24 protein-coding genes are annotated in these 23715 nt (G+C 40.1%); 17 read left to right on the top strand and 7 right to left on the bottom strand.

Annotated elements, in window-relative coordinates; genetic code table 11:
- Nucleotides 1-10 precede the first annotated feature (10 nt).
- The 12 genes from hisS to HMPREF2619_RS00950 all read left to right on the top strand — a co-directional run bounded on the left by hisS (nt 11) and on the right by HMPREF2619_RS00950 (nt 8621).
- Complete coding sequence (gene hisS, locus HMPREF2619_RS01005; protein WP_070458308.1) at nt 11-1300, top strand: histidine--tRNA ligase; 1290 nt, start codon at nt 11-13, stop codon at nt 1298-1300.
- 96 nt (nt 1301-1396) lie between these two features.
- Nucleotides 1397-1861: a hypothetical protein gene (locus HMPREF2619_RS01000; RefSeq protein ID WP_070458305.1), complete on the top strand. Its 465-nt coding sequence runs from the start codon at nt 1397-1399 to the stop codon at nt 1859-1861.
- Nucleotides 1862-1870: 9 nt separating this feature from the next.
- On the top strand, nt 1871-2077 hold the full coding sequence (locus tag HMPREF2619_RS00995) for a helix-turn-helix transcriptional regulator (protein WP_049508780.1): 207 nt from the start codon (nt 1871-1873) through the stop codon (nt 2075-2077).
- Nucleotides 2077-2280 carry a hypothetical protein gene (locus HMPREF2619_RS00990; protein ID WP_070458302.1) on the top strand — a complete coding sequence of 68 codons (204 nt, stop codon included), beginning with the start codon at nt 2077-2079 and terminating at the stop codon, nt 2278-2280. Before HMPREF2619_RS00995 ends, HMPREF2619_RS00990 begins: the two co-directional genes overlap by 1 nt.
- On the top strand, nt 2277-2627 hold the full coding sequence (locus tag HMPREF2619_RS00985; RefSeq protein WP_070458299.1) for a PspC domain-containing protein: 351 nt from the start codon (nt 2277-2279) through the stop codon (nt 2625-2627). Before HMPREF2619_RS00990 ends, HMPREF2619_RS00985 begins: the two co-directional genes overlap by 4 nt.
- A 14-nt stretch (nt 2628-2641) precedes the next feature.
- Entirely contained in the window at nt 2642-3379 is a 738-nt protein-coding gene (locus HMPREF2619_RS00980) for a DUF3169 family protein (RefSeq protein WP_070458296.1), read from the top strand.
- A 10-nt stretch (nt 3380-3389) separates the two neighbouring features.
- Complete coding sequence (locus HMPREF2619_RS00975; protein ID WP_070458292.1) at nt 3390-4214, top strand: ABC transporter ATP-binding protein; 825 nt, start codon at nt 3390-3392, stop codon at nt 4212-4214.
- A complete protein-coding gene (locus HMPREF2619_RS00970) occupies nt 4207-4905 on the top strand; it encodes an ABC transporter permease (protein WP_070458284.1) in 699 nt (232 codons plus the stop codon). The genes HMPREF2619_RS00975 and HMPREF2619_RS00970 overlap by 8 nt, the downstream gene beginning before the upstream one ends.
- A gap of 9 nt (nt 4906-4914) precedes the next feature.
- A complete protein-coding gene (locus HMPREF2619_RS00965; RefSeq protein WP_070458281.1) occupies nt 4915-5556 on the top strand; it encodes a CPBP family intramembrane glutamic endopeptidase in 642 nt (213 codons plus the stop codon).
- Nucleotides 5557-5574: 18 nt separating this feature from the next.
- A complete protein-coding gene (locus HMPREF2619_RS00960) occupies nt 5575-5790 on the top strand; it encodes a hypothetical protein (protein WP_060955102.1) in 216 nt (71 codons plus the stop codon).
- Nucleotides 5791-5938: 148 nt separating this feature from the next.
- On the top strand, nt 5939-7702 hold the full coding sequence (gene aspS / locus HMPREF2619_RS00955; protein ID WP_070458276.1) for an aspartate--tRNA ligase: 1764 nt from the start codon (nt 5939-5941) through the stop codon (nt 7700-7702).
- Nucleotides 7680-8621, top strand: coding sequence for a YitT family protein (locus HMPREF2619_RS00950; protein ID WP_070458274.1), 942 nt, complete (start codon nt 7680-7682; stop codon nt 8619-8621). The genes aspS and HMPREF2619_RS00950 overlap by 23 nt, the downstream gene beginning before the upstream one ends.
- 62 nt (nt 8622-8683) lie before the next feature.
- Here the strand turns inward: HMPREF2619_RS00950 and HMPREF2619_RS00945 are convergent, their stop codons facing one another.
- The 5 genes from HMPREF2619_RS00945 to HMPREF2619_RS00925 all read right to left on the bottom strand — a co-directional run bounded on the left by HMPREF2619_RS00945 (nt 8684) and on the right by HMPREF2619_RS00925 (nt 14216).
- Nucleotides 8684-9670: a LacI family DNA-binding transcriptional regulator gene (locus tag HMPREF2619_RS00945; RefSeq protein WP_070458271.1), complete on the bottom strand. Its 987-nt coding sequence runs from the start codon at nt 9668-9670 to the stop codon at nt 8684-8686.
- Nucleotides 9671-9679: 9 nt separating this feature from the next.
- Entirely contained in the window at nt 9680-10480 is an 801-nt protein-coding gene (locus HMPREF2619_RS00940; RefSeq protein WP_070458267.1) for a DUF1189 domain-containing protein, read from the bottom strand.
- A gap of 207 nt (nt 10481-10687) precedes the next feature.
- Nucleotides 10688-11530, bottom strand: a complete 843-nt coding sequence (locus tag HMPREF2619_RS00935) for a sugar ABC transporter permease (protein ID WP_049531176.1) — start codon at nt 11528-11530, stop codon at nt 10688-10690.
- 1 nt (nt 11531) lies between these two features.
- Nucleotides 11532-12821 (bottom strand): sugar ABC transporter permease, encoded by a 1290-nt coding sequence (locus HMPREF2619_RS00930; protein ID WP_315940620.1) that lies wholly within the window; start codon nt 12819-12821, stop codon nt 11532-11534.
- A gap of 123 nt (nt 12822-12944) precedes the next feature.
- Nucleotides 12945-14216, bottom strand: a complete 1272-nt coding sequence (locus HMPREF2619_RS00925; protein ID WP_070458259.1) for an extracellular solute-binding protein — start codon at nt 14214-14216, stop codon at nt 12945-12947.
- A 418-nt stretch (nt 14217-14634) separates the two neighbouring features.
- Here HMPREF2619_RS00925 and malQ point away from each other — a divergent pair, with 418 nt between their 5' ends.
- From malQ to HMPREF2619_RS11730, 3 genes are all read left to right on the top strand, one after another.
- Nucleotides 14635-16152, top strand: coding sequence for a 4-alpha-glucanotransferase (gene malQ, locus HMPREF2619_RS00920; RefSeq protein WP_070458257.1), 1518 nt, complete (start codon nt 14635-14637; stop codon nt 16150-16152).
- A gap of 22 nt (nt 16153-16174) precedes the next feature.
- Nucleotides 16175-18433: a glycogen/starch/alpha-glucan family phosphorylase gene (glgP, locus tag HMPREF2619_RS00915; protein ID WP_000937134.1), complete on the top strand. Its 2259-nt coding sequence runs from the start codon at nt 16175-16177 to the stop codon at nt 18431-18433.
- Between the two features lie 277 nt (nt 18434-18710).
- Nucleotides 18711-18917, top strand: a complete 207-nt coding sequence (locus tag HMPREF2619_RS11730; RefSeq protein WP_033586337.1) for a hypothetical protein — start codon at nt 18711-18713, stop codon at nt 18915-18917.
- A 108-nt stretch (nt 18918-19025) separates the two neighbouring features.
- Here HMPREF2619_RS11730 and HMPREF2619_RS00910 read toward each other — a convergent pair whose 3' ends face one another.
- A complete protein-coding gene (locus tag HMPREF2619_RS00910) occupies nt 19026-19874 on the bottom strand; it encodes a putative RNA methyltransferase (protein WP_001095499.1) in 849 nt (282 codons plus the stop codon).
- A gap of 151 nt (nt 19875-20025) precedes the next feature.
- Between HMPREF2619_RS00910 and HMPREF2619_RS00905 the strand changes: the two genes are divergently transcribed.
- On the top strand, nt 20026-20304 hold the full coding sequence (locus HMPREF2619_RS00905; RefSeq protein WP_000910910.1) for a DUF6110 family protein: 279 nt from the start codon (nt 20026-20028) through the stop codon (nt 20302-20304).
- 1 nt (nt 20305) lies between these two features.
- Nucleotides 20306-22366, top strand: a complete 2061-nt coding sequence (locus tag HMPREF2619_RS00900; RefSeq protein WP_000008777.1) for a heavy metal translocating P-type ATPase — start codon at nt 20306-20308, stop codon at nt 22364-22366.
- Between the two features lie 77 nt (nt 22367-22443).
- Here HMPREF2619_RS00900 and tyrS read toward each other — a convergent pair whose 3' ends face one another.
- Nucleotides 22444-23700, bottom strand: a complete 1257-nt coding sequence (gene tyrS, locus HMPREF2619_RS00895) for a tyrosine--tRNA ligase (RefSeq protein ID WP_000546896.1) — start codon at nt 23698-23700, stop codon at nt 22444-22446.
- Between the last annotated feature and the right edge of the window lie 15 nt (nt 23701-23715).

Here is a 23715-nt window from a genome sequence, read left to right as displayed (position 1 = left end):
AGGATTCCCTATGAAATTACAAAAACCAAAAGGAACGCAGGATATTTTACCTGCTGAGTCTGCCAAATGGCAGTACGTTGAAGGCTTTGCGCGTGAAATTTTCAAACGCTACAACTACGCAGAAGTACGTACCCCAATATTTGAGCACTACGAAGTCATCAGTCGTTCTGTGGGAGATACAACTGATATTGTAACCAAGGAAATGTACGATTTTTACGACAAGGGAGATCGTCATATTACCCTCCGTCCAGAAGGAACTGCTCCAGTCGTTCGTTCTTATGTGGAAAACAAACTCTTTGCACCAGAAGTTCAAAAACCAAGCAAGTTCTACTACATGGGACCTATGTTCCGCTATGAGCGCCCACAAGCAGGTCGTTTGCGCCAATTCCACCAGATTGGTGTGGAGTGCTTTGGCTCTAGCAATCCAGCTACCGATGTAGAAACGATCGCTATGGCAGCCCACTTCTTGAAAGCAATCGGAATTCAAGGTGTCAAACTACACCTCAACACTCTTGGAAATCCTGAAAGCCGTGCGGCCTACCGTCAAGCCTTGATTGACTACTTAACACCGCTCAAGGAGACCTTGTCTAAGGATAGCCAACGTCGCTTGGAGGAAAATCCTCTCCGTGTCTTGGACTCTAAGGAAAAAGAAGACAAGGTGGCAGTAGAGAATGCACCATCTATCTTGGATTATCTGGATGCAGAAAGCCAAGCTCACTTTGATGCTGTTCGTCAGATGTTGGAAAATCTCGGAGTAGCCTATATCATCGATACCAATATGGTACGTGGTCTGGACTACTACAACCACACCATCTTTGAGTTTATCACAGAGATTGAGGGCAATGACTTGACAGTTTGTGCAGGTGGTCGCTATGATGGCTTGGTTGCTTACTTTGGTGGTCCTGAGACTGCTGGATTTGGTTTTGGACTTGGTGTTGAGCGTCTGCTTCTCATCCTTGAAAAGCAAGGTGTGTCTCTCCCTATCGAAAACGCCCTAGACGTCTATATCGCCGTTCTCGGTGAAGGAGCAAATCTTAAAGCCTTGGAGTTGGTACAAGCTCTTCGCCTACAAGGTTTCAAAGCAGAGCGTGATTACCTCAACCGTAAACTCAAAGCGCAATTCAAGTCAGCCGATGTTTTTGCTGCTAAGACTCTTATCACTCTTGGAGAGAGCGAAGTCGAAAGCGGACAAGTGACAGTCAAGAACAACCAAACTCGAGAAGAAGTTCAAGTTTCGCTTGGTGATATCAGCCAAAACTTCTCAGAAATCTTTGCAAAATTAGGATTTTATACTCAATGAAAATCAAAGAGCAAACTAGGAAGCTAGCCGCAGACTGTACTTGAGTACGGTAAGGCGACGCTGACGTGGTTTGAATTTGATTTTCGAAGAGTATTAATAACAGATAAACTGGTCAGGATCTTACTCCTGACCGTTTTCTTTTGCAAAATGACAAAAATCATAAACTTTTTGACAAATATGCTTGTCAAAAAGAAAAAGATGTGTTACAATATAATCAAGTTAAGAGAAAAGGAGAAAGGAACAATTATGTGGGCATTAGGATTTGTACCTCTTGTGTTTATGTTTTATCTCTATCATACCCAAAGGGTCAAGAAACTAGAGAATAAAATCAAAAGAATTGAGCAAAAACAGAAAGGAAATAAAGAAATGTCAAGATTATTAAAAGAATTGATTGGGAAAAAACCAACAATCTTTGGACAAGTTTTTGGGACAGACAATTGGGAAGTTGTAGATGTTGATGAGGAGTGGGTCAAGCTACGCCGTGTAAATAAAAAAGGAAAAGAAAAATTCAAACTACAACGCATTGAGGATATCCAAACCGTTGAATTTGACGGAAAGTAGGTGTGTGACATGCAACTAAAAAATCGTCTAAAAGAGCTTCGGGCTCGCGATGGCCTTAATCAAACTGAACTGGCCAAGCTAGCAGGCGTGTCCAGGCAGACCATTAGTCTACTGGAGCGAGATGAGTACACGCCATCTATCGTCATTGCCCTGAAGATTGCTCAGATATTCCATGAGCCAGTCGAGTCAGTCTTTCGCTTGGAGGAGGATGAGTGATGAACAAGTATAAAGTGATTTATTATCTATGTATAGTTGTGTTTATCGTTAATCTTTTGGCTATGATTGGAACCTTATTTGGTTGGTTTACTGTCGTTGAAAGTAAATATCTCTTCTGGATAAATTTAGTGCTACTATTAGTCTTTAGATGGGTAGAGAAAAAAATAAAGTTTAAAGAGCTCGTAAAAGGAGAAAAGTTATGAAAGAGTTTTTAGCAGGTTTTCAAGTAGATACTGAAGACAAAGCACTTGCAGGTGTTTGTGCAGGTTTAGGAAATTATTTTAACATCCAAACCAACATCGTTCGTTTGGTGACGCTCTTCTTGTTTCTCTCTTCGACGGAGATGGGGATTATAACAGTGACCCTCTATGCTTATCTAGCAGGTTGGCTTGGGGATGAGCCCCTGGGGGATGGAGCAAAAAAAGCTAGAAACCAAGCTATTCTCTTACTTGCTGTTTGTTTGATTTTGGTGTCACTTGGAACAGAAGGCTTGACCGCTATTTTTGAATCAGGTAAAGCCTTTGGTCAGTGGTTGGCTGGATTGTTTTAGAAAGAGGTTAAAAGATGGAAAAGAAACGTGGATTATTATTATTTTTAGCAGCTGTTGTCTTTGGAGGTTTCTTGGGCATGTTTGTAGGGATGTTTAAGGCCGGTGCCGAATCCTACGAAGTTATTTTAGATGTAAAAGTCTTGATACCCTGGATATCAACTATTTGTTTACTGTTAGGTTTCATTAGCATTCTTTTGACGTTCAATTTCTTAAAGAAAAGCAGAAAATTTCATTCCTTGTATCAAGAGGATATGGATGATGACCTGAATGAAACCTATTATGTGCAAATGTACCGGAATCTTGAGTTTGGTAACATTGCTTTTAATATTACAAACGTAGCGATTTTATTGGCTCTCTTCATTTCAGCAAGTGAAGTGGTTATACTAAATAGAAGCAATCTAACCTTATCTCTTTCTTTTTTGGGATTAGTGTTGATTTTTAATGCTCAAAAATATTTTTATAAAACCATTGCGATTGTGCGTCAGTTTGATATGGTATTTTTCTCTATGCCAAAGGATATCTTAGATTATGTCAATTCTTACGATGAAGGGGAGCGCCAGGCTAATTTGGAACAGAGTTTTCGGATTTTATTCCAATTACATCAGTATGTCTTGCCAGCTTTGTACTTTCTGATTGCTCTCTTTTCTTTACTGACAGGAGAGATTCAGTTACTAGCCTTCTTGCTTGTCGGAGCAATCCATATTTATATCAATGTGATGCAGTTACCTATGGTGAAACGTTATTTTAAATAAAGGAGTTTCTATGATACGTGTTGAAAATGTAAGCAAAAGTTTTGGGAGCAAAAAAGCTCTTCATCAGATTTCTTTTGAGATTAAGGAGGGTGAAATCTTTGGTTTTCTTGGTCCTTCTGGCTCAGGTAAAACAACCATGATCAATGTCTTAACAGGTCAGTTGGCTGCAGATCAAGGTAAAACAGTTTTGTTAGGCAAGAATTCTCAGGATTTAACCTCAAATGATTTGGAACAAATTGGTATTGTTAGTGATGGCAGTGGTTTTTATGAAAAGATGAGTCTTTATAAAAATCTTCTCATCTATGCTAAGTTATATGGTCTCAAGTCAGATAGAGTAGATCAGGTGCTCCAACAGGTTGGTTTGGTAGATGCTAAAGATGTTATCGCAGAAAAACTGTCTACAGGAATGAAACAACGAATGTTCTTGGCTCGTGCCCTTCTTAATGCTCCTAAGATTCTCTTTCTAGATGAGCCAACCAGTGGGCTAGATCCTACAACATCTAAGATGATTCATACCCTACTTCAAGAATTAAAGCAAGCTGGGACAACTATCTTTCTGACCACGCATGATATGAATGAAGCAACTTTGCTTTGTGATCGCTTATCTCTTTTAAATAAGGGTAATTTAATAGAGTATGGAAGTCCACAAGAGATTATTCAAAAATACCATGTGGATAAGAAAGTACGTGTAGGTTATAAAAATGGAAGAGAACAAATAGTTCTGTTTGAAGAATTGCCGCATTTAGACACGACAGATTTGATGGTCGTTCACTCTTGTGAGCCAACTTTAGAAGAGATCTTTATCAGATTAACAGGAGAAAAGTTAGATGTTTAGAAAATTAAATGCCCTACTATGGTTAAGACTACAAGTTCTTATTAGCAATTCAACTTTGTTAGCAACTTTATTGATGCCTTTTGGTATTGCTGTTTTATTAAATGAATTTTTAAATAAGAATGGAGAAGTGAGCCTATTTTTACTATCTGCTAGCTTGACGATGGTCTTGAGCATGGGAAGTGGTTACATAGTATCGATAATGATGGCAGAAGATAAGGAAAAACGAAATCTCAAATCACTCATTCTAAGTGGTGTGACAGCAACAGAATATACTTTCAGTATGCTCGTTCTTCCTATTTTGATAATGTTACTTGCTATGATTGTACTTCCCATCTATCTTAAAGTAGATGTATCTGGTTATTTATTTGCCTATGCTATCTATTTGCTCCTAGCAACTATTTGTATTATTTTTCTCAACCTTCTAATCGGTGCAGTATCAGATACTCAATCTAAAGCGCAAGTCTATAGTATCTTTCCTATGTTAATTGTCTCTTTTTTACCCACGATTGCTTCTCAAAATGATACGGTTCAAAAACTGTTGGACTATTCTTTTATCGGTCCTTTTGTAGGTCTATTAAAAGAAGGTGGAGGTGAATTGTCTCTGGGAAATCTTGGTCTTTTATTGTCATGGGTCCTTGTTCTAGGCCTAGCATGTCTCTTTGTATTGAAAAATAGTTATAAAGGCAAATAGGAGAACATTATGAAAACACTTCAAAATATCGGTTGGTATAGTCTTACTTTCTTATCATTTATTATGGTCTATAGTTTTATTCAGGGCGTAGGCTTAGAAGCCATGAAAATGGGTGCGCCTGAATATGTTGCTGTCCCAATTTATGTCTTATTAGCAGGAATTTTCACCTTCGTTACCTACAAGTGGTATAAGACAGGAACCGTTACGATTGAAAAAACAGCCCTTAACAAATACATCTGGTTGCCTGCCTTGGTATGGGCCCTTGTCATTGTTGCTCAATTCTTTTTGCCAAATGATCCATCAGTCAATCAACAGACGGCAGAACAATTGACTCATAGTCAACCTCTCTTCTCTTTCTTTATGATAGTGGTCTTTGCGCCACTTACAGAAGAGTTAACCTTTAGAGGTATGTTGGCCCGCTATGTCTTCCCTCAACAGGATAATGTCAAGCAGACAGCTCTCTTTCTACTTGTAAGTAGTATCATTTTTGCCCTCGTTCATTTCCCTGGCACTCCTCAACAATTCCTAGTGTATGGTTCCCTCGGTTTGAGCTTGGGCTTAGCTTATGTCAGCAAAGGTGGTTTGGCATATAGCATTGCTTTACATGCTTTAAATAATTTAATCGGATTTTTAATGATTCTCATGCTATAATAGACTCAGGAGGAAGTCATGAAACGAGTGATATTATTAGCAGTAATTCAGGCAGTTGTACTCTTCTTTATTATTGGAGCGCTTGCCTATGCTTTTAAAGGGGATTTCTTTTATAACCATCTAGCAGTTATCTTTGCACCAATCGCAGGTATTATGCGATTTGCGACAGCCTATGCAACGGAGATTGTTCTCCCTAAAAAGGCTGCAGAGATTGCTGAAAAGCGTAAAAAATAAAGAAATACCAAGTAAAATAAGATCCAGCGAATGACTTTGCTGGATTTTTTCATTTATAGCAGGATTCTTCTCAACTTTTCTGATGATTTTCATGAAGAGCCTGCGCTTTTATGGTAAAATAGTAACAGAATAAAAGAGGAGAGAAAACATGAAACGTAGTATGTATGCTGGTCGTGTTCGTGAGGAGCACATCGGACAAGAAATTACCTTGAAAGGATGGGTTGCCCGTCGTCGTGACTTGGGTGGATTGATCTTTATCGACCTTCGTGACCGTGAAGGGATTATGCAGTTGGTTATCAACCCAGAAAAAGTATCTGCAGAGGTGATGGCAACAGCTGAAAGCCTTCGTAGTGAATTTGTCATCGAGGTGACTGGTCAAGTTGCTGCACGTGAGCAAGCCAATGATAAATTGGCGACTGGTGCAGTTGAATTGAACGTAACGGCTCTTTCTGTACTTAACACAGCCAAAACAACACCATTTGAAATCAAGGATGGCATTGAAGCGAACGATGATACGCGTCTACGTTACCGTTACCTTGACCTTCGTCGCCCAGAAATGTTGGAAAACCTTAAACTTCGTGCCAAGGTAACTCATTCTATCCGTAACTACTTGGATGAGTTGGAATTTATCGACGTAGAAACACCATTCCTTTCTAAGTCAACACCAGAAGGAGCGCGTGACTATTTGGTGCCATCTCGTGTTAATAAAGGGCATTTTTACGCTCTTCCTCAAAGTCCGCAGATCACAAAACAGTTGTTGATGAATGCTGGATTTGACCGTTATTACCAAATCGTCAAATGTTTCCGCGATGAAGATTTGCGTGGTGACCGCCAACCTGAATTTACCCAGGTCGACTTGGAAACTTCATTCTTGACTGAGCAAGAAATCCAAGATATCACAGAAGGCTTGATTGCGCGCGTAATGAAGGAAACAAAAGGGATCGAAGTAACGCTGCCATTCCCTCGTATGAAGTATGATGATGCCATGGCTCTTTATGGTTCTGACAAACCTGATACTCGTTTTGAGATGTTGCTTCAGGACTTGACAGAAGTGGTCAAAGGTGTAGACTTTAAAGTCTTCTCGGAAGCTCCTGCAGTTAAAGCTATTGTTGTCAAAGGAGCTGCGGATAACTATTCACGTAAAGACATCGACAAGATGACAGAAGTAGCTAAACAGTATGGTGCTAAGGGTCTTGCTTGGGTTAAAGTTGTTGATGGGGAATTGAACGGACCAGTTGCTAAATTCTTGACTGGCATTCAAGCAGACTTGACAGCAGCACTTGGTCTTGAAGATAAAGACTTGGTTCTCTTTGTGGCTGATACGCTTGAAGTTGCAAATGCAACACTTGGGGCCCTTCGTGGACGTATTGCCAAAGAGCTTGGCTTGATTGATAACGACAAATTTAACTTCCTTTGGGTTGTTGACTGGCCAATGTTTGAATGGTCTGAAGAAGAAGGCCGTTATATGAGCGCCCACCATCCATTTACCCTTCCTCAAGCAGATACTGCTCATGAACTCGAAGGTGAATTGGCTAAGGTTCGTGCTATTGCCTACGACATCGTCTTGAACGGTTATGAGCTTGGCGGTGGTAGCCTTCGTATCAACCAAAAAGAACTTCAAGAACGTATGTTCAAAGCTCTTGGATTCTCAGCAGAAGAAGCCAATGACCAGTTTGGTTTCCTTTTGGAAGCTATGGACTATGGCTTCCCACCACACGGTGGTTTGGCTATCGGTCTTGACCGTTTTGTCATGTTGCTCGCTGGAGAAGAAAACATTCGCGAAGTCATTGCCTTCCCTAAGAACAACAAGGCCAGCGACCCAATGACGCAAGCACCATCAACAGTAGCTCTTAAACAACTAGAGGAACTCAATCTACAAGTAGAACAAGATGAAACAAACGAAACTAACTAAAAAGTGGTACCATTATCTGCGCCGCTTTGCTTATCGGGTGAAGCTTTTACGTGTTTTGCAAAGTATCTCCCGAGAAAAATACGATGAAAAGATCTCAGCTTCTCTGGTATATGGTTTTCTATCAGCAGTAGCTGTCAATTTCTTTTTCCAACCAGGGCACGTTTATTCAAGTGGTGCGACAGGTTTGGCCCAGATTATATCTGCTCTAAGTAACCACTGGTTTGGGTTTCATTTCCCAATCTCAGTAGCATTTTATGCCATCAATATTCCTCTCATGATTTTGGCTTGGTATCAAATTGGACATAAGTTCACGATTTTTACCTTTATCACGGTATCCATGAGCTCTCTCTTTATCCAGTTTGTGCCGGTGGTGGTCTTGACAGAAGATCCAATCATCAATGCCCTTTTTGGGGGTGTTGTCATGGGGCTTGGAATCGGATTTGCGCTACGTCATAACATCTCCAGTGGCGGAACAGATATTGTCAGCCTAACCATTCGTAAGAAGACAGGTCGTAACGTCGGAAGTATCTCTTTCTTGGTGAACGGTACAATTATGCTGATTGCTGGAGTGACCTTTGGTTGGAAATATGCCCTTTATTCCATGATTACCATCTTTGTCTCAAGTCGTGTGACAGATGCAGTTTTCACCAAGCAAAAACGCATGCAGGCCATGATTGTTACTAGTAATCCAGATGCAGTGATTGAGAAGATCCATAATAAATTGCACCGTGGAGCCACTATGATCCATGATGCTGAAGGAACTTATAACCACGAACGTAAGGCTGTTTTGATTACGGTTATCACTCGTGCAGAGTTCAATGATTTTAAACTGATCATGAAGCAAGTTGATCCAACAGCCTTTGTTTCTGTTTCAGAAAATGTTCATATCTTAGGCCGATTTGTCGAAGTCGAAAACTAATCAATTATAAAAATAGATTACAAAAAACCAACTCTAAGCAAAAATGTTAGAGCTGGTTTTTCTTATTTTTCAATGATTTCATGCGCAATGACTTGACGATAGCAGATTTGACGATTTTCTTTGACATCATTGATGATTTGAAGAATAGTCTCAAATGAAGTGCGTCCGAGAGCCAGACTATTAATATTGACATAGGCTGCTAGGTTTAATTTTGGATTTACAGAGTCAAAGCTAAGAACAGGGACATTCAGCTGATGTTCGTTGAGGTAGTTACAAACACCTTCAGCTAAGAGGCTATCTGTTGTGATAACAGCATCGGTTTTTGGATCGTATTCAAAAAGTTGTTTGCTAAATTTATATCCCTTTTCTTCAAGAAATCCATCAGCGAAAAAGGTACGATGACTATCAAGAGATAGTTTGTGTTCTTGAAGAGCTTGCTCGTAACCTGTTAGACGATCTTGGGTAACGTAGAGTTTCTTGGTACCACCGATGAAAGCAATGCGGCTGCATCCTTTTTTGATGAAGTATTCTGTCGCATCAAAACCAGCTTGAATATTATCATTGTCAACAAGTGAAATGAAGGGTGATAGTGATTTCCCAAGGATGAGGAAGGGAAATTGTTCTTCAGTAACGAGTTTAACCAAGGGGTCATTTTCTTGGGCATACAAGAAGATAAGACCGTCTACACGCTTTCCATAAACCATCTGTGAAATTGCATTTAAGCGCTCTTTTTCGTCTTTTCCAGTTGCAATCTGGATAGCATAGTGATTTTCTGAAGCAACTTGTGCAATCCCTCTAAGGACAGAAGGGAAGAAAGGATTTTGATAGAAAATGTCTGAATCATCTGGAAGAACCAAGCCGATAACCTGCGTATAACTACTAACCAGGCTTCGGGCATTGAGGTTAGGATGGTAGTTGAGTTCCTTCATAGCCTTTCGAACTCGTTTTTTGGTTTCATCGCTAATGGTTGATTTGTTTTGAATAACACGGGTTACGGTTGAGGGTGAGACCCCTGCAGCCTTGGCCACGTCTTTAATCGTAACAGGCATAATAATCTCCTACTTATGGTAGTCTGGATCACGGAAATGCGTTTTGTAAAAGATAGTGACCAGGTATAGAACAAATAAAATATTTTGAACAGTAATCAAAGTTGCCATGTTTTGCCCCAAGAGACCGAGAATCATGGCAAGTAAGGTTGGTAATCCTAAACAGTTCAAAATGAAATGATAGCACTCTTTGTAGCTTTTAAATGAAAAGAGACGCGATTTTTTCGTGAAGTAGAGCAAGAGGCTAGCACCTAAAGCAACAATAAAAAAATTAAGTCCAAAGAGGAAGCTAGAACCAAGCACAAGAAAGAGACTAATATAGACGCGATTCTGTTGATACCAGTCTTTAGAAATGGCTTGTGTTAAGCTTTCCTTGCTTTGGAAGCTCTCAGTCGTTATCGCGTGATAGCGAATGCTGGTCAATTCTTTTCCTTGCTTGCTGATGATGAGTTTCTCAGGTTCAAAGTTCAGAAGTAATTCTTCAGGGAAGTTTGAACTAGAAGCGTCTCCGATTTGGATAGAAGCTTGATGAGGAGATGAACCTGTATAGCTCAACTTACCATCTACAATCTTTGCATTGGCAACCAAATCCTGAACCACACTATCCGTCAAAGGAGTGTAGACATCATCGATGAAAGTTTCTAAAGGATAAGTTTCCTGAGAACTGTTCTGGATGGCAATAGGGACCATAGACAAGCTAATCAGGAAAATACTGGTAAAAATCAGTTGAAACCAGTTGAGACCAAAACGTTGAGATAGGGGCTTACGAAATCCCCAAATACTATTAAAATAAGAAAATGGATATGGTAACATAAATCTCTTTCTATAGGCACTTTTCTATACGAGTATTATATAGAGAAATGTTTTTTATTTCAAGCGGGGATAGTAGAATCCTTGGTAAAAGTGAATGTTTGTTATGATTCGTCCACTAACTAACAAGGTAATCTCAGCAAGCTCTTGTTTCTCACCAGACAATCGATGTACAAGGTCAAAAATGAAAAAGGGTGGCGGGGGGGTATATTACCCCTTGTCGCCACCGCTTGTAAGTCCTGAAACGAAGTTCTTTTGCAAGAAGAAGAAAAGTGTACAGATTGGAAGGGCGATGAGGATAGCACCTGCTGAGAAGTAGGCAATCTTCATGTTCTTCACATTGCTAACGAAGGTCTGTAGACCAACGGCAACTGTAAAGTATTCTTTTTCACGAAGCAAGAAACTAGAGAGGATATAGTCTCCGAAAGGTCCCATGAAGGCCCAGAGTGCTTGTACAGCAACCATTGGACGAACAAGAGGGAGAACGATTTGCCAGAAGCGGCGGAAATGTCCTGCACCATCAAGTTTTGCAGACTCATCAAGAGACATTGGCACGGTGTCAAAGTAACCTTTCATCAACCAAGCATTCATAGGGATACCTCCACCAACGTAGAGGAAGATGAGGAACCAGCTATGGTTAAGGGCATTCAACATGAGGGCCATAACGAAGAAGGCAGTCAAAGCAGCCATTGTAGGCACCATTTGGATAATCAAGAAGAAGACCAAACTTTGTTTACGAGCCAAGAAGTTGTAACGGCTATAGGCATAACCAGCAAGTACGATAATACTTGTTTGTACAACCATAGTGATCAAAGCGATGATCAAAGTGTTGAGGTACCATGTACCGTACAAGGTTTCTGTAAAGAGCCCTTTGAAGTTATCAAAATTGAAGTCGATGTTAGTATCGAGTTTAAAGGCTGCGACGTTACCTGCCTTGAAGGCTGACATGATAGTAATCAACAGTGGATAGATAATCACGATTGAAAGGCCAATCAAGTAGAGGTAAGTAAGGGTTTGAGTCAGTCTACGTTTGAGTTTGATTGAGTTATTCATCTTAGACGTCCTCCATATCAAATGCGTGTAGTTTCTTGAATGCAATCATAGAGATTGAGATGACAATGATAGAGATAATCAAGGTAACAGCTGCCGCCATAGAGTATTGAGGAGATGTACCCGTTGTCAAACGGTAGATCCATGAGATCAAGATATCGGTTGAACCAGCTCCACCACCGACACTACCAGGACCACCGCCATTGAAGAGGTACATGATAGAGAAGTTGTTGAAGTTGAAGGTGTATTGGCTGATCAAAGTAGGTGCCGCAACAGCCAAGATCATTGGGAAAGTGATGTTGCGGAATTTTTGCCAAGCGTTTGCACCGTCGATATAAGCTGCTTCATACAAGTCGTTTGGAATAGACTGTAGGATACCGAGAGTAAGGACATAGATATAAGGGAATCCAAGCCAACCTTGCATCATAATCAAGGCAACCTTAGTCCAAGTAGGGTCTGTTTTCCAAGGGATGAGTGCCCCGTCAAGGAATGGAAGAATCTTAGCAAAAAGTGGCAAAACTTGGGTATTGATAGCACCAACACTATCGTTGAACATGTTTGAGAATGTCAAGATAGTGATGAAGGCTGGAACCGCCCAAGGCAGAAGGAAGATAACACCAAAGATACGTTTCCCCTTGATGAATGGTTGGTTGGCAATAATAGCTGTGAAGATACCGATTACAATCTGTAAAGTTGATGCAGACAAAGCCCAGATAATAGTCCAAGAAAGAACAGAACCGAAGGCTGAACGGAAGGTACTCAAGCTCCAGATATTTGTGAAGTTAGTCAAACCAACCCAGTCTAACAATTTGTTTGGTGGTAAGTGTTGGAAATCGTAGTTAGTAAAGGCAATCATCAAGGTTACAATAACCGGGAAGATAATGGCAAATGTCATGGCAACGTAAGATGGGATAATGAGTAAGTATGGGAATCCATTTTCATAGATACCTTTAATCATATCCTTAAGTGTCAATGGGACAGGGATGCCATTATTGATACGTTTTGCAATAGTGTGAGCGTCTTTAATATTGAGAATATAAAAGGCTAGATAAACAATTACAAAAATAGAGTGAAATGCACCACGAATCAACATGAAGAGAGAGTTGTCACGGCCAGGTTTTTCCCCAAGTGTGATCAAGTTGCTCAATTCAGGTGCTGCAAGTGCTATAAAATAGAGGACAAAAACTACTGTTACAGCAAGGAAGATAAAACCTTTAGCTTTTTGTTTATTATAGATTTGCCCCAACCCAGGAATCAATGAAAGCAAGGCTGCTTTTTTTGGTTGTTGTTCCATGAGTGCTCCTTTCATAAGATACGAGCGTTGAGCTCGATGCTAATCAGTAAAACTACTGAAAACATTGTCAGTGTATCTAAAAATCAAGGGAGATGTTTGAATTATCTCCCTTGAAGCAATCAATTAGTTACCAAATTTTTGTTGGATTGTTTCTTTGATCAATGTTACAGCATCATTAGCAGCTGTTTTAGCATCTTTCTTACCACTTACAGCTTCAAATAGCATTGTTTTAGCTGGGTCCCAAACAGCTGACATTTGAGGGATGTTTGGCATTGGTTGAGCGTTTTGGAACTGTTTGATAACAGCTGTTGTCAACTCATCGTTTTTACCTTCAGCATATGAACGAGCCTCAATGTTAGCTGGGATTTCGTTAGTTTTATCATAGAAGGCTTTTTGTTCTTCAGTTGAAACAAGGAAGTCTACAAATTTTTGAGCAGCTTCAAGGTTCTTAGTACTTGATGGGATGATCCAAGCTTTACCACCACCGAATGTTTCATAGTTTTTACCGTTTGGAAGAGTTGGGATAGTCGCAACACTGTAGTTTACTTTAGCATCTTTGAAGGCCTGAGCTTTCCAAGGACCATCAATGATAGCAGCTGTTTTACCTTCTTGGAATTGAGTTTGGATTAGGTTTGGAGCTCCTTCCGTATCTTGCATACCTTTAGGCCATTTTTCGTACCAAGTTTTAGCGTAGTTGATAGCAGTGATAGCTCCTTCGTTTGCAAGTCCGATATCTTTAGGATCTTTACCGTTGTCACCAAATACGTAAGCGCCGTTACCAGCAAGAAGTCCGTATGCATAGTAGAAGTTTGTCCAGTCAGCAAGGAAGGCAGTTGTTTTACCATCTTCACCAGCGAAGGCATATTTGCTATCTTTAGCAAGGTTTTCCAAGTCAGCAAAAGTTTTTGGAGCTTCTTTAATCAAGTCTTTATTATAGTACAAAACAAGTGACTCGATAACAGCAGGAGCACCGTAAACTTTACCGTCAGCAGCTGTTACAAGAGATTTAGTTTTATCATCTGTTTTAGCACCGTCGCTCAATTTCACTTCTGAAAGTTGTCCGTCTTTACCAAGGCTACCTACTCGGTCGTATGGTGCCATCATAACGTCAGCAGCTTTACCAGATTGGTTATCTAGAGAAAGGTTATCGAGACCACCCATTTGGTCTCCTGTTTTGATAGTAACTTTTACTCCAGCTTCTTTTTCGTAAGCTTGTGCAGCTGATTCAGCAAATGCTTTATATTGGTCTTCAACGTATAAAGTAAGTTCTTTACCTTCAGATGAACCAGAATCAGCCGCTTTATCAGCAGTTTTGCTTCCGCAAGCTACCAAAAGCAAGCTAGCAAGAGTAGCAGTACCAAGTACAGCTGCGCTCTTCATGAATTTAGTTGACATAGTGTATTCCTCCTAAAGAATAACAAATTTTATAGTCTAGGGAACGCAAACGTTTTCCCTTATGACCTTAGTATAGCACAAACAGAAAACGGTTGCAAGTATTTTTTTGAAAAAAAATTAAAAAGCTTGTTACTGGCTAATTCCTAAAATTGTTTGTATAATAGAAGAGAAAGATGTAATCGTGTAAATTTCGATTCAAAAATAATTGAAGGGAAACGATTGCATGATTAGGATGGTGATTAAAAGGGTATTAAAAATAAGAATATAGTAACTTGAAAGTTTGTCAAGAAAGATTAAACAATAAAAAGTTTTTTTAAAAACGCTTGCATTTATTTTAGAAATGGGTTATACTTTACATAGCGCAAACGTTTGCGCACAAATTTGAACAATTAATTAAAAAAACACTTGAGGTGCTATTATGAAGAAACGTCAAAGTGGTGTGTTGATGCACATCTCATCACTTCCAGGAGCTTACGGAATCGGATCATTTGGTCAAAGCGCCTATGATTTCGTTGACTTCTTGGTTCGTACAAAGCAACGTTACTGGCAAATCCTTCCTTTAGGAACAACCAGCTACGGAGATTCTCCTTATCAATCTTTCTCAGCCTTTGCTGGAAACACTCATTTTATCGATCTGGATATTTTGGTAGAGCAAGGCTTATTAGAAGCAGGTGATCTTGAGGGAGTAGACTTCGGTAGCAACCCAACTGAAGTCGACTACGCTAAAATTTACTATGCACGTCGTCCCCTTCTAGAAAAAGCAGTCAAACGTTTCCTTGAAGTTGGAGATGTGAAAGACTTCGAAAGATTTGCTCAAGACAACCAATCATGGCTTGAACTTTTTGCAGAGTATATGGCTATTAAAGAGCATTTTGATAACTTGGCTTGGACAGAGTGGCCAGATGCAGATGCTCGTGCTCGTAAAGCTTCAACTCTTGAAAGCTACCGTGAGAAATTAGCTGACAAGCTTGTTTACCACCGCGTAACCCAATACCTTTTCTTCCAACAATGGTTGAAATTGAAAGCATACGCTAACGAAAACCACATCGAGATTGTCGGTGATATGCCAATCTATGTAGCGGAAGATTCAAGCGATATGTGGGCTAATCCGCATCTCTTTAAAACAGATGAAAACGGGAAAGCAACTTGCATCGCAGGATGCCCACCAGATGAATTCTCTGCTACTGGTCAGCTTTGGGGTAACCCAATCTATGACTGGGAAGCAATGGATCGCGATGGTTACAAATGGTGGATTGAACGCTTGCGTGAAAGCTTTAAAATCTACGATATCGTGCGTATCGACCACTTCCGTGGATTTGAGTCGTATTGGGAAATCCCAGCTGGTTCTGAAACAGCGGCACCTGGTAAATGGGTGAAAGGACCTGACTACAAACTCTTTGCAGCGGTTAAAGAAGAACTTGGTGACTTGAACATCATCGCTGAAGACCTTGGTTTCATGACTGATGAAGTCATCGAGCTTCGTGAGCGCACTGGATTCCCAGGAATGAAGGTCCTTCAATTTGCCTTCAATCCAGAAGACGAAAGTATCGACAGCCCACACTTGGCACCAGCTAACTCTGTTATGTACACAGGAACACATGATAACAACACTGTTCTTGGTTGGTACCGTGATGAGATTGATGATCCAACTCGTGAGTACATGGCACGCTACACAAACCGTAAAGAGTACGAAACAGTGGTGCATGCTATGCTTCGTACAGCCTTCGCATCAGTAAGTTTCATGACGATTGCAACTATGCAAGATTTGCTAGAGTTGGATGGTTCAGCTCGTATGAACTTCCCATCTACTCTTGGTGGAAACTGGTCATGGCGTATGACAGAGGAACAATTGACTCCTGCTGTCGAAGAAACTTTGCTTGACTTGACTACAATTTATCGCCGTATCAATGAAAATTTGGTAGAATTAAAGAAATAAGACATTATCAGGAGACATAAAAATGTTACCATTAAAAGAATTTGTACAAAATCGTTACAATAAATCTATCGCAGAATGTAGCAATGAGGAGCTTTACCTTGCTCTTCTTAACTACAGCAAACTTGCTAGCAGCCAAAAACCAGTGAACACTGGTAAGAAAAAAGTTTACTACATCTCAGCTGAGTTCTTGATTGGTAAACTCTTGTCAAACAACTTGATTAACCTTGGTCTTTATGACGAAGTTAAGAAAGAACTTGCTGACGCAGGTAAAGAGTTGATCGAAATTGAAGAAGTAGAATTGGAACCATCACTTGGTAACGGTGGTTTGGGACGTTTGGCAGCCTGCTTTATCGACTCAATCGCTACACTTGGTTTGAATGGTGACGGTGTTGGTTTGAACTACCACTTCGGTTTGTTCCAACAAGTCCTTAAAAACAACCAACAAGAAACGATTCCTAACGCTTGGTTGACTGACCAAAACTGGTTGGTTCGCTCAAGCCGTAGCTACCAAGTACCATTTGCACACTTCACATTGACATCTACTCTTTACGATATCGATGTACCTGGATACAAAACAGCTACTAAAAACCGTTTGCGTTTGTTCGACTTGGATTCAGTTGATTCTTCAATCATCCAAGATGGTATCAACTTTGACAAGACAGATATCGCTCACAACTTGACTCTTTTCCTTTACCCAGACGATAGCGATAAACAAGGTGAATTGCTCCGTATCTTCCAACAATACTTCATGGTTTCAAACGGTGCGCAATTGATCATCGATGAAGCAATCGAAAAAGGAAGCAACTTGCATGACCTTGCTGACTATGCAGTTGTACAAATCAACGATACTCACCCATCAATGGTTATCCCTGAATTGATCCGTCTTTTGACTGAACGTGGTATCGAACTTGATGAAGCAATCTCTATCGTTCGTAGCATGACTGCCTACACAAACCACACAATCCTTGCTGAAGCCCTTGAAAAATGGCCTCTTGAATTCTTGGAAGAAGTGGTTCCTCACTTGGTACCAATCATCAAAGAATTGGACCGCCGTGTTAAAGCAGAATACAAAGATCCAGCTGTTCAAATCATTGATGAAAACGATCGTGTACACATGGCCCATATGGATATCCACTATGGATACAGCGTAAACGGAGTTGCCGCTCTTCACACAGAAATTTTGAAGAACTCTGAGTTGAAAGCTTTCTACGATCTTTACCCAGAAAAATTCAACAACAAAACAAACGGTATTACTTTCCGTCGTTGGCTCATGCATGCTAACCCAAGCTTGTCTCACTACTTGGATGAAATCCTTGGACGCGAATGGCACCATGAAGCTTCTAAATTGGAAGACCTTCTTTCATACGAAGACAAAGCTGCTGTCAAAGAAAAATTGGAAAGCATCAAAGCTCACAACAAACGTAAATTGGCTCGTCACTTGAAAGAACACCAAGGTGTGGAAATCAATACAAACTCTATCTTTGATATCCAGATCAAACGTCTTCACGAGTACAAACGTCAACAAATGAACGCTTTGTATGTGATCCACAAATATCTTGACATCAAGGCTGGTAACATCCCTGCTCGTCCAATCACAGTATTCTTTGGTGGTAAAGCAGCTCCTGCCTACACAATCGCTCAAGACATCATCCACTTGATCCTTTGCTTGTCAGAAGTAATTGCCAACGATCCAGAAGTAGCACCACACTTGCAAGTGGTTATGGTTGAAAACTACAACGTTACTGCAGCAAGCTTCTTGATCCCAGCATGTGACATCTCAGAACAAATCTCACTTGCTTCTAAAGAAGCTTCAGGTACTGGTAACATGAAATTCATGTTGAACGGAGCTTTGACTCTTGGTACTATGGACGGTGCTAACGTGGAAATCGCTGAGTTGGTTGGCGACGAAAACATCTACATCTTCGGTGAAGATTCAGAAACTGTTATCGACCTTTACGCGAAAGCAGCATACAAATCAAGCGAATTCTACGCTCGTAAAGCGATCAAACCATTGGTTGACTTTATCGTGAGCGACGCTGTTCTTGCAGTTGGTAAGATTGAACGCTTGGAACGTCTTTATAACGAATTAATCAACAAAGACTGGTTCATGACTCTTCTTGACTTGGAAGATTACATCAAAGTGAAAGAGCAAATGCTTGCTGACTACGAAGACCGTGACGCATGGTTGGATAAAGTTATCGTTAACATTTCTAAAGCAGGATTCTTCTCATCTGACCGTACAATCGCTCAGTATAATGAAGATATCTGGCACTTGAACTAAGATATAAAATTTAATAGTTATTACACTATCTAGCAAAAAAGCGAGTTTCAATTGAAATTCGCTTTTTTTGAATGTTATGGATTTGAGGTTGACTGGTCTCAAAAAAAAATAATTTGTCAATAATCTCTAGATTTAAAAATCAGACCTAGAGAACACTAAGAAGGTTGGTTGTACTACCTTTAAGCCTAAGGTTCTTCTTAGCTGTTACCTCAAATTTCTTGTATTCGTTTACAAACAGTATTATAATAGTATTATAGTAAAGAAAGAAGGTGTTCTTATGTGGAAAAAATATTTTTCAAAATATAAATGGACTGATTTATTTTGGATTCTTCTTGTAATTTGGTCATGCCTTTATATGGGTAATAGTTCTTCGTTTCCACTGACTCATCAAGAAATCTCTTTTCATGGATGTTGTTATGGGGCATCACTTGCCTTATATCACTTGCTATTTATTGATAAATTTGTCATTTCAAATCGAAAATAAATGGAGAGGTCAAAATTTTTTATACTTTTCGGAAAGACAGTGAAAAATCGTGTTTTAAACCCGCATCTCAAGAAGAGGTGCGGGCTTGGTTTTATCTCATAAACTAGTTTACAGGGCTTTTCCGACTAGAATCTCTGCTTCGATAGTAATCTCAGTTAACTGGCTCCAATCAATCTTGCTCTGGTCGACATGAAAAAGCAGGGGCGTCATGCTGAGCAAGGCTTGGCGTTTCTCTACGGTGATAGACTTGGTCAAGGAAGCAACCTGACTTGATTGGATGCTGAAGTGTTCTTGGAAGTGTTCCTTAATATCTTGATTAGAATAATCCTTCTTTGTCAGCTGGTCCTGTACCATTTGACGGATTTCCTTGATGTGGTTTTCAGTAGGAATGACCTTGATTAAGATGCCGTCCTTTGATAAGACTCGTCGGAATTCTCCGTAGTTGGCAGGTGAGAAGATATCAAGTAGGATATCCATGCTGGCGTCTTTTATAGGAAGGCGAGCTAAGTCACCAACAAACCAATTGACTGCCCAGTTAGGTTCGCTCTTGGCAGCGATTTGGACCGAATCTTTTGAAATATCAAAGGCATAGAAGATCTTGTCAGGGTGCACTTCCTGAAGTTTGCGAGAGTAGAAGCCTTCGCCACAGCCGATATCTAAAATTGTTTTGGCAGTTTTTGAACTTGCAATTAAATCAGAGATGGCATCTAGAATAGTTTGGTAAAAGCCAGCTTCTAGGATTTGCTGGCGATTTTGAAAGTTTTCTTTATCGTAGTTGGCGGATTGTTTGATTTGAGGGGCAAGATTGACATAGCCGAATTTTGCTAGGTCAAAAGAATGCCGATTCTCACATTTAAGACTAGACTCTACCAAGGTCAGATTTTCTTGGCAGATAGGGCAGGCAAAGGCACTAGCAGAAGCAAAGCGCTGGAGTTTGGGTTTGAGGTTTGTATTCATAGTTTAAGTGTATCAAAAGAGGCAAATGAAAGCAACTTTAGGAATAAGTAAATGGGAGATTCAGTAGAAATAAAACTAATTCTCCAATTTATAGAATGAAATTGCTTTTATATCTAAATTGCTATATAATAATGATAAGGAGGAAATAAGTATGTTAAAAGAAGTACTAACCGTTGCAAAAGTTGCGAAAAAATCATCACTCTTTTTGGGTGGTGTCGCATTTGGTACCCTTGGTTTGAAAATCTTAGCAAGTAAGGAAGCTAAAAAAGGTTATTCTAAAGCTTTGGCTAAGGCTTACAAGTTGAAAGACGGGCTAGATGCATCTGTTTCTGTTGTGAAACAACATGGAGACGATGTCTTGCAAGATGCCAAATATTTGTACGAGCAAGAGAAAAAAGAAGAGCAATTAGATAGCCTTATAGGAGAATAATATGTCTTTTAAAGTGCTACATAGAGGATACCAACATATCCGACTATCATCTTCTTTTTCACTCACCTTGGATATTCAAGACTATCTTCGTTCCTTGGCGAGAGATGAAAAGGGGATTGAGTCTATCCAGTTTTACATGGATCAACAGCACTTTACTCTACGCATAAAAGAAGGCTTTTCTGTATTAGATAATGCAGAAGCCTTTTTAAAAAGAATTGATAAAGGGAAAGTTTCTGAGTTGATGACTCTTCCCATTCGTAGAGAAGAGAGTGCTTATTCTATTGTTTCAGGTGCAGCGATTAAGCGTGTACTTTTTCGTAGTTTTGTGCCGTATCCTATTCGCTATATATGGACTTGTTATCAGGCTTTGGGTTATATTAGAGAAGCCTATCAAACACTAGCGCGTAAGGAACTAACGATGGAGGTCTTGGACTGTTCGGCGATTTTATTGTCCTTGTTTATGAACCAATCCAAGACAGCTAGCAATATTATGTTTATGCTTGATTTGGGGAATCATTTAGATCAGTGGTCCTTGAAAAAAACTGCAACAGATTTAGAACAGAGTCTTCTTGCAAAAGAGAGCGATGTATTCCTAGTACAGGGTGATACGGTCGTTAGTATCAAGAGTTCCAATGTTCAAATAGGAGATGTCTTGGTATTATCTCAAGGAAATGAAATTCTGTTTGATGGACAAGTAGTTTCAGGTTTAGGTATGGTCAACGAAAGTTCCTTGACGGGAGAGAGTTTTCCAGTTGAAAAAAGAGAGTCTGATTTGGTTTGTGCAAATACAGTATTAGAAACTGGAGAGTTACGCATTCGTGTAACCGATAATCAGATGAACAGCCGGATTTTACAACTGATTGAGTTGATGAAGAAATCTGAAGAAAACAAGAAAACGAAACAACGCTATTTCATCAAAATGGCGGATAAGGTCGTCAAATATAATTTCTTGGGGGCTGGTCTGACTTACCTATTAACAGGTTCTTTTTCTAAGGCTATTTCTTTCCTATTGGTCGATTTCTCCTGCGCTTTGAAAATCTCTACTCCTGTAGCTTATTTGACAGCTATCAAGGAGGGGTTGAACCGTGAAATGGTGATTAAGGATGGGGCTGTTCTGGAGAAATATCTGGAAGTTGATACTTTCTTATTTGATAAGACGGGAACAATCACAACTAGCTATCCGATAGTTGAAAAGGTGTTACCTTTTGGAGACAATAGTGAGGAAGATATTCTCAGAATCAGTGCCTGTCTTGAGGAACACATTTATCATCCTATTGCTAATGCCATCGTCAAGCAAGCCGAGATAGAGGGAATTGAACATGAGGAAATGCATGGGAAACTCCAATATATCGCAAGTAAGGGGATCAAATCTCATATAGATGGCCAACCAGTTCTTATTGGGAATTATGTCTTGATGCAGGATGAGCAGATTCATATCAGTTCAGAACAAAATGCTTTAATTGAAGAGTACAAGAGTCACTACAATCTCTTATTCTTAGCCTACCAGAATGAATTGATTGGAATGTTCTGTATTCATACTCCTTTGAGAAAAGAAGCAAAAGCAGCCTTGGAGAAACTTAAGGCACAAGGGAAAAAATTGATTCTGGCAACAGGGGACACCCTGGTTAGGACAGAGGAATTAGTCAAAGATTTGCCCTTTGATCAGGTCTATACAGACTTGAAACCTGATGGGAAATTTGAGTTAGTAGAGGAACTGCAGAAAGCAGGTCACACTATTTTGATGGTTGGAGATGGATTGAATGACTCAGCGGCTCTAACCCTATCAGATATCGGTGTGGTGATGAATGAGAGTGCAGATATTTCTAAGCAGATGAGTGATATCTTATTGTTAGATAATCGCTTGGATTTCTTCCAAGAGTTGGATTCGCTATCATCATCTTTGCAAACACTCATCAAGAAGAATATTCAAGATACCGTTGTCGTAAATAGTAGTTTGATTGGCTTTGGCTTGTTTAACTGGCTCAGCCCTTCAAATCTTTCTATCTTACATAATCTAACAACCTTACGCATTGTACTGCGTAGCCTGTCTATTAAGGGATAGGTGGGGACTATTCACAGCAAAAAGGAGTTACCTTTATCGAGGTTAACTCCTTTGTTTATAGGTAAATGTTGAACAATTTAGTAAGTCAATACAAAATATTTTTTCTTACCGCGACGGATAACGGTCAATTCATTTTCTAATTTATCGCTATCGCTCAAGACATAGTCAAGGTCTTGGATGCGGTCGCCGTTGACGTAGATGGCTCCGTTTTGTACGTCTTCACGGGCTTGGCGTTTTGAGTTAACCACGCCAGAAGATACGAGAAGTTCAACGATGTTGTGATTTTCGTCTGCTTGTACTTGGTAGTTTGGTACACCACGAAGTCCTTGTTTGAGTTCTTTGACAGAAAGGTTTTTGATATTTCCAGCAAAGAGTTGTTCAGTGATGTTAAGAGCTTCTTTGTAAGCTTCTTCTCCGTGAACAAGTGTTACGACTTCACGAGCGAGGACTTTTTGAGCCAAGCGTTCGTGTGGAGCTGCTTCAAATTGTTTGCGGATGTCTTCAATCTCATCAAGTGACAAGAAAGTAAAGATTTTCAAGAAGCGAACAGCGTCAGCGTCCATAACATTCATCCAGAATTGGTACATTTCGTATGGAGAAGTCTTTTCAGGGTTAAGCCAAACAGCGTTCCCTTCAGATTTACCAAATTTCTTACCAGTTGCGTCTGTGATGAGTGGAACAGTTATTACGTGACCAGTCTTGTCAGCCTTACGACGAAGCAATTCTGTACCAGCTGTCATATTTCCCCATTGGTCAGATCCACCGATTTGGAGGGTTACATTGTGCTCTTGGTTAAGGACGAAAAAGTCGTACCCTTGCATGATTTGGTAGGCAAATTCTGTGTAAGAAATCCCTGTTTCAATCCGTTTTTTAACAGACTCCTTGCTCATCATGTAGTTGACAGTGAAGTATTTTCCGATATCACGGAGGAAATCAATGAAGCTGATGCTGCCAAACCAGTCGTAGTTGTTGACCATGACAGCTTTATTTTCCCCATTTTCAAAGTCAAGAAAGCGAGAAAGTTGTCCTTGGATAGACTTGACCCAGCCATCTACTGTGTCTTTTGTTTGGAGACTACGCTCAGCATCTTTGAAGGACGGATCTCCGATGAGACCTGTAGCACCGCCAACGAGCGCATAAGGTTTGTGACCTGCTAGTTGCAGGCGACGACTTGTCAAGATTGCGACAAGGTGGCCTAGGTGAAGGCTGTCAGCAGTTGGATCGTAGCCAGTATAATAAGAAACTTGACCTTCTTCTAGGGCTTTACGCAAAGCTTCCTCATCAGTCGTTTGAAAAATCAAACCACGCTCTTTTAGCTCATCAAAAATGTGCATGTGTCTTTTCTCCTT

The organism is Streptococcus sp. HMSC074B11 (genome assembly GCF_001808705.1).
In the GTDB taxonomy this organism is placed as follows: domain Bacteria; phylum Bacillota; class Bacilli; order Lactobacillales; family Streptococcaceae; genus Streptococcus.
This window is presented reverse-complemented; position numbering and strand designations above follow the sequence as displayed.

Bases quoted from the DNA above. Each gene is read 5' to 3' on its own strand.
- HMPREF2619_RS00935 (WP_049531176.1), bottom strand. From the start codon at position 11,530: ATGAATAACTCAATCAAACTCAAACGTAGACTGACTCAAACCCTTACT.
- HMPREF2619_RS00980 (WP_070458296.1), top strand. From the start codon at position 2,642: ATGGAAAAGAAACGTGGATTATTATTATTTTTAGCAGCTGTTGTCTTT.
- HMPREF2619_RS00930 (WP_315940620.1), bottom strand. From the start codon at position 12,821: ATGGAACAACAACCAAAAAAAGCAGCCTTGCTTTCATTGATTCCTGGG.
- HMPREF2619_RS00975 (WP_070458292.1), top strand. From the start codon at position 3,390: ATGATACGTGTTGAAAATGTAAGCAAAAGTTTTGGGAGCAAAAAAGCT.
- glgP (WP_000937134.1), top strand. From the start codon at position 16,175: ATGTTACCATTAAAAGAATTTGTACAAAATCGTTACAATAAATCTATC.
- HMPREF2619_RS00995 (WP_049508780.1), top strand. From the start codon at position 1,871: ATGCAACTAAAAAATCGTCTAAAAGAGCTTCGGGCTCGCGATGGCCTT.
- HMPREF2619_RS00910 (WP_001095499.1), bottom strand. From the start codon at position 19,874: ATGAATACAAACCTCAAACCCAAACTCCAGCGCTTTGCTTCTGCTAGT.
- tyrS (WP_000546896.1), bottom strand. From the start codon at position 23,700: ATGCACATTTTTGATGAGCTAAAAGAGCGTGGTTTGATTTTTCAAACG.
- HMPREF2619_RS00950 (WP_070458274.1), top strand. From the start codon at position 7,680: ATGAAACAAACGAAACTAACTAAAAAGTGGTACCATTATCTGCGCCGC.
- HMPREF2619_RS00960 (WP_060955102.1), top strand. From the start codon at position 5,575: ATGAAACGAGTGATATTATTAGCAGTAATTCAGGCAGTTGTACTCTTC.
- HMPREF2619_RS00985 (WP_070458299.1), top strand. From the start codon at position 2,277: ATGAAAGAGTTTTTAGCAGGTTTTCAAGTAGATACTGAAGACAAAGCA.
- HMPREF2619_RS00925 (WP_070458259.1), bottom strand. From the start codon at position 14,216: ATGTCAACTAAATTCATGAAGAGCGCAGCTGTACTTGGTACTGCTACT.
- HMPREF2619_RS00965 (WP_070458281.1), top strand. From the start codon at position 4,915: ATGAAAACACTTCAAAATATCGGTTGGTATAGTCTTACTTTCTTATCA.
- HMPREF2619_RS00905 (WP_000910910.1), top strand. From the start codon at position 20,026: ATGTTAAAAGAAGTACTAACCGTTGCAAAAGTTGCGAAAAAATCATCA.
- HMPREF2619_RS00900 (WP_000008777.1), top strand. From the start codon at position 20,306: ATGTCTTTTAAAGTGCTACATAGAGGATACCAACATATCCGACTATCA.
- HMPREF2619_RS11730 (WP_033586337.1), top strand. From the start codon at position 18,711: ATGTGGAAAAAATATTTTTCAAAATATAAATGGACTGATTTATTTTGG.
- HMPREF2619_RS00970 (WP_070458284.1), top strand. From the start codon at position 4,207: ATGTTTAGAAAATTAAATGCCCTACTATGGTTAAGACTACAAGTTCTT.
- HMPREF2619_RS00990 (WP_070458302.1), top strand. From the start codon at position 2,077: ATGAACAAGTATAAAGTGATTTATTATCTATGTATAGTTGTGTTTATC.
- hisS (WP_070458308.1), top strand. From the start codon at position 11: ATGAAATTACAAAAACCAAAAGGAACGCAGGATATTTTACCTGCTGAG.
- malQ (WP_070458257.1), top strand. From the start codon at position 14,635: ATGAAGAAACGTCAAAGTGGTGTGTTGATGCACATCTCATCACTTCCA.
- aspS (WP_070458276.1), top strand. From the start codon at position 5,939: ATGAAACGTAGTATGTATGCTGGTCGTGTTCGTGAGGAGCACATCGGA.
- HMPREF2619_RS00940 (WP_070458267.1), bottom strand. From the start codon at position 10,480: ATGTTACCATATCCATTTTCTTATTTTAATAGTATTTGGGGATTTCGT.
- HMPREF2619_RS00945 (WP_070458271.1), bottom strand. From the start codon at position 9,670: ATGCCTGTTACGATTAAAGACGTGGCCAAGGCTGCAGGGGTCTCACCC.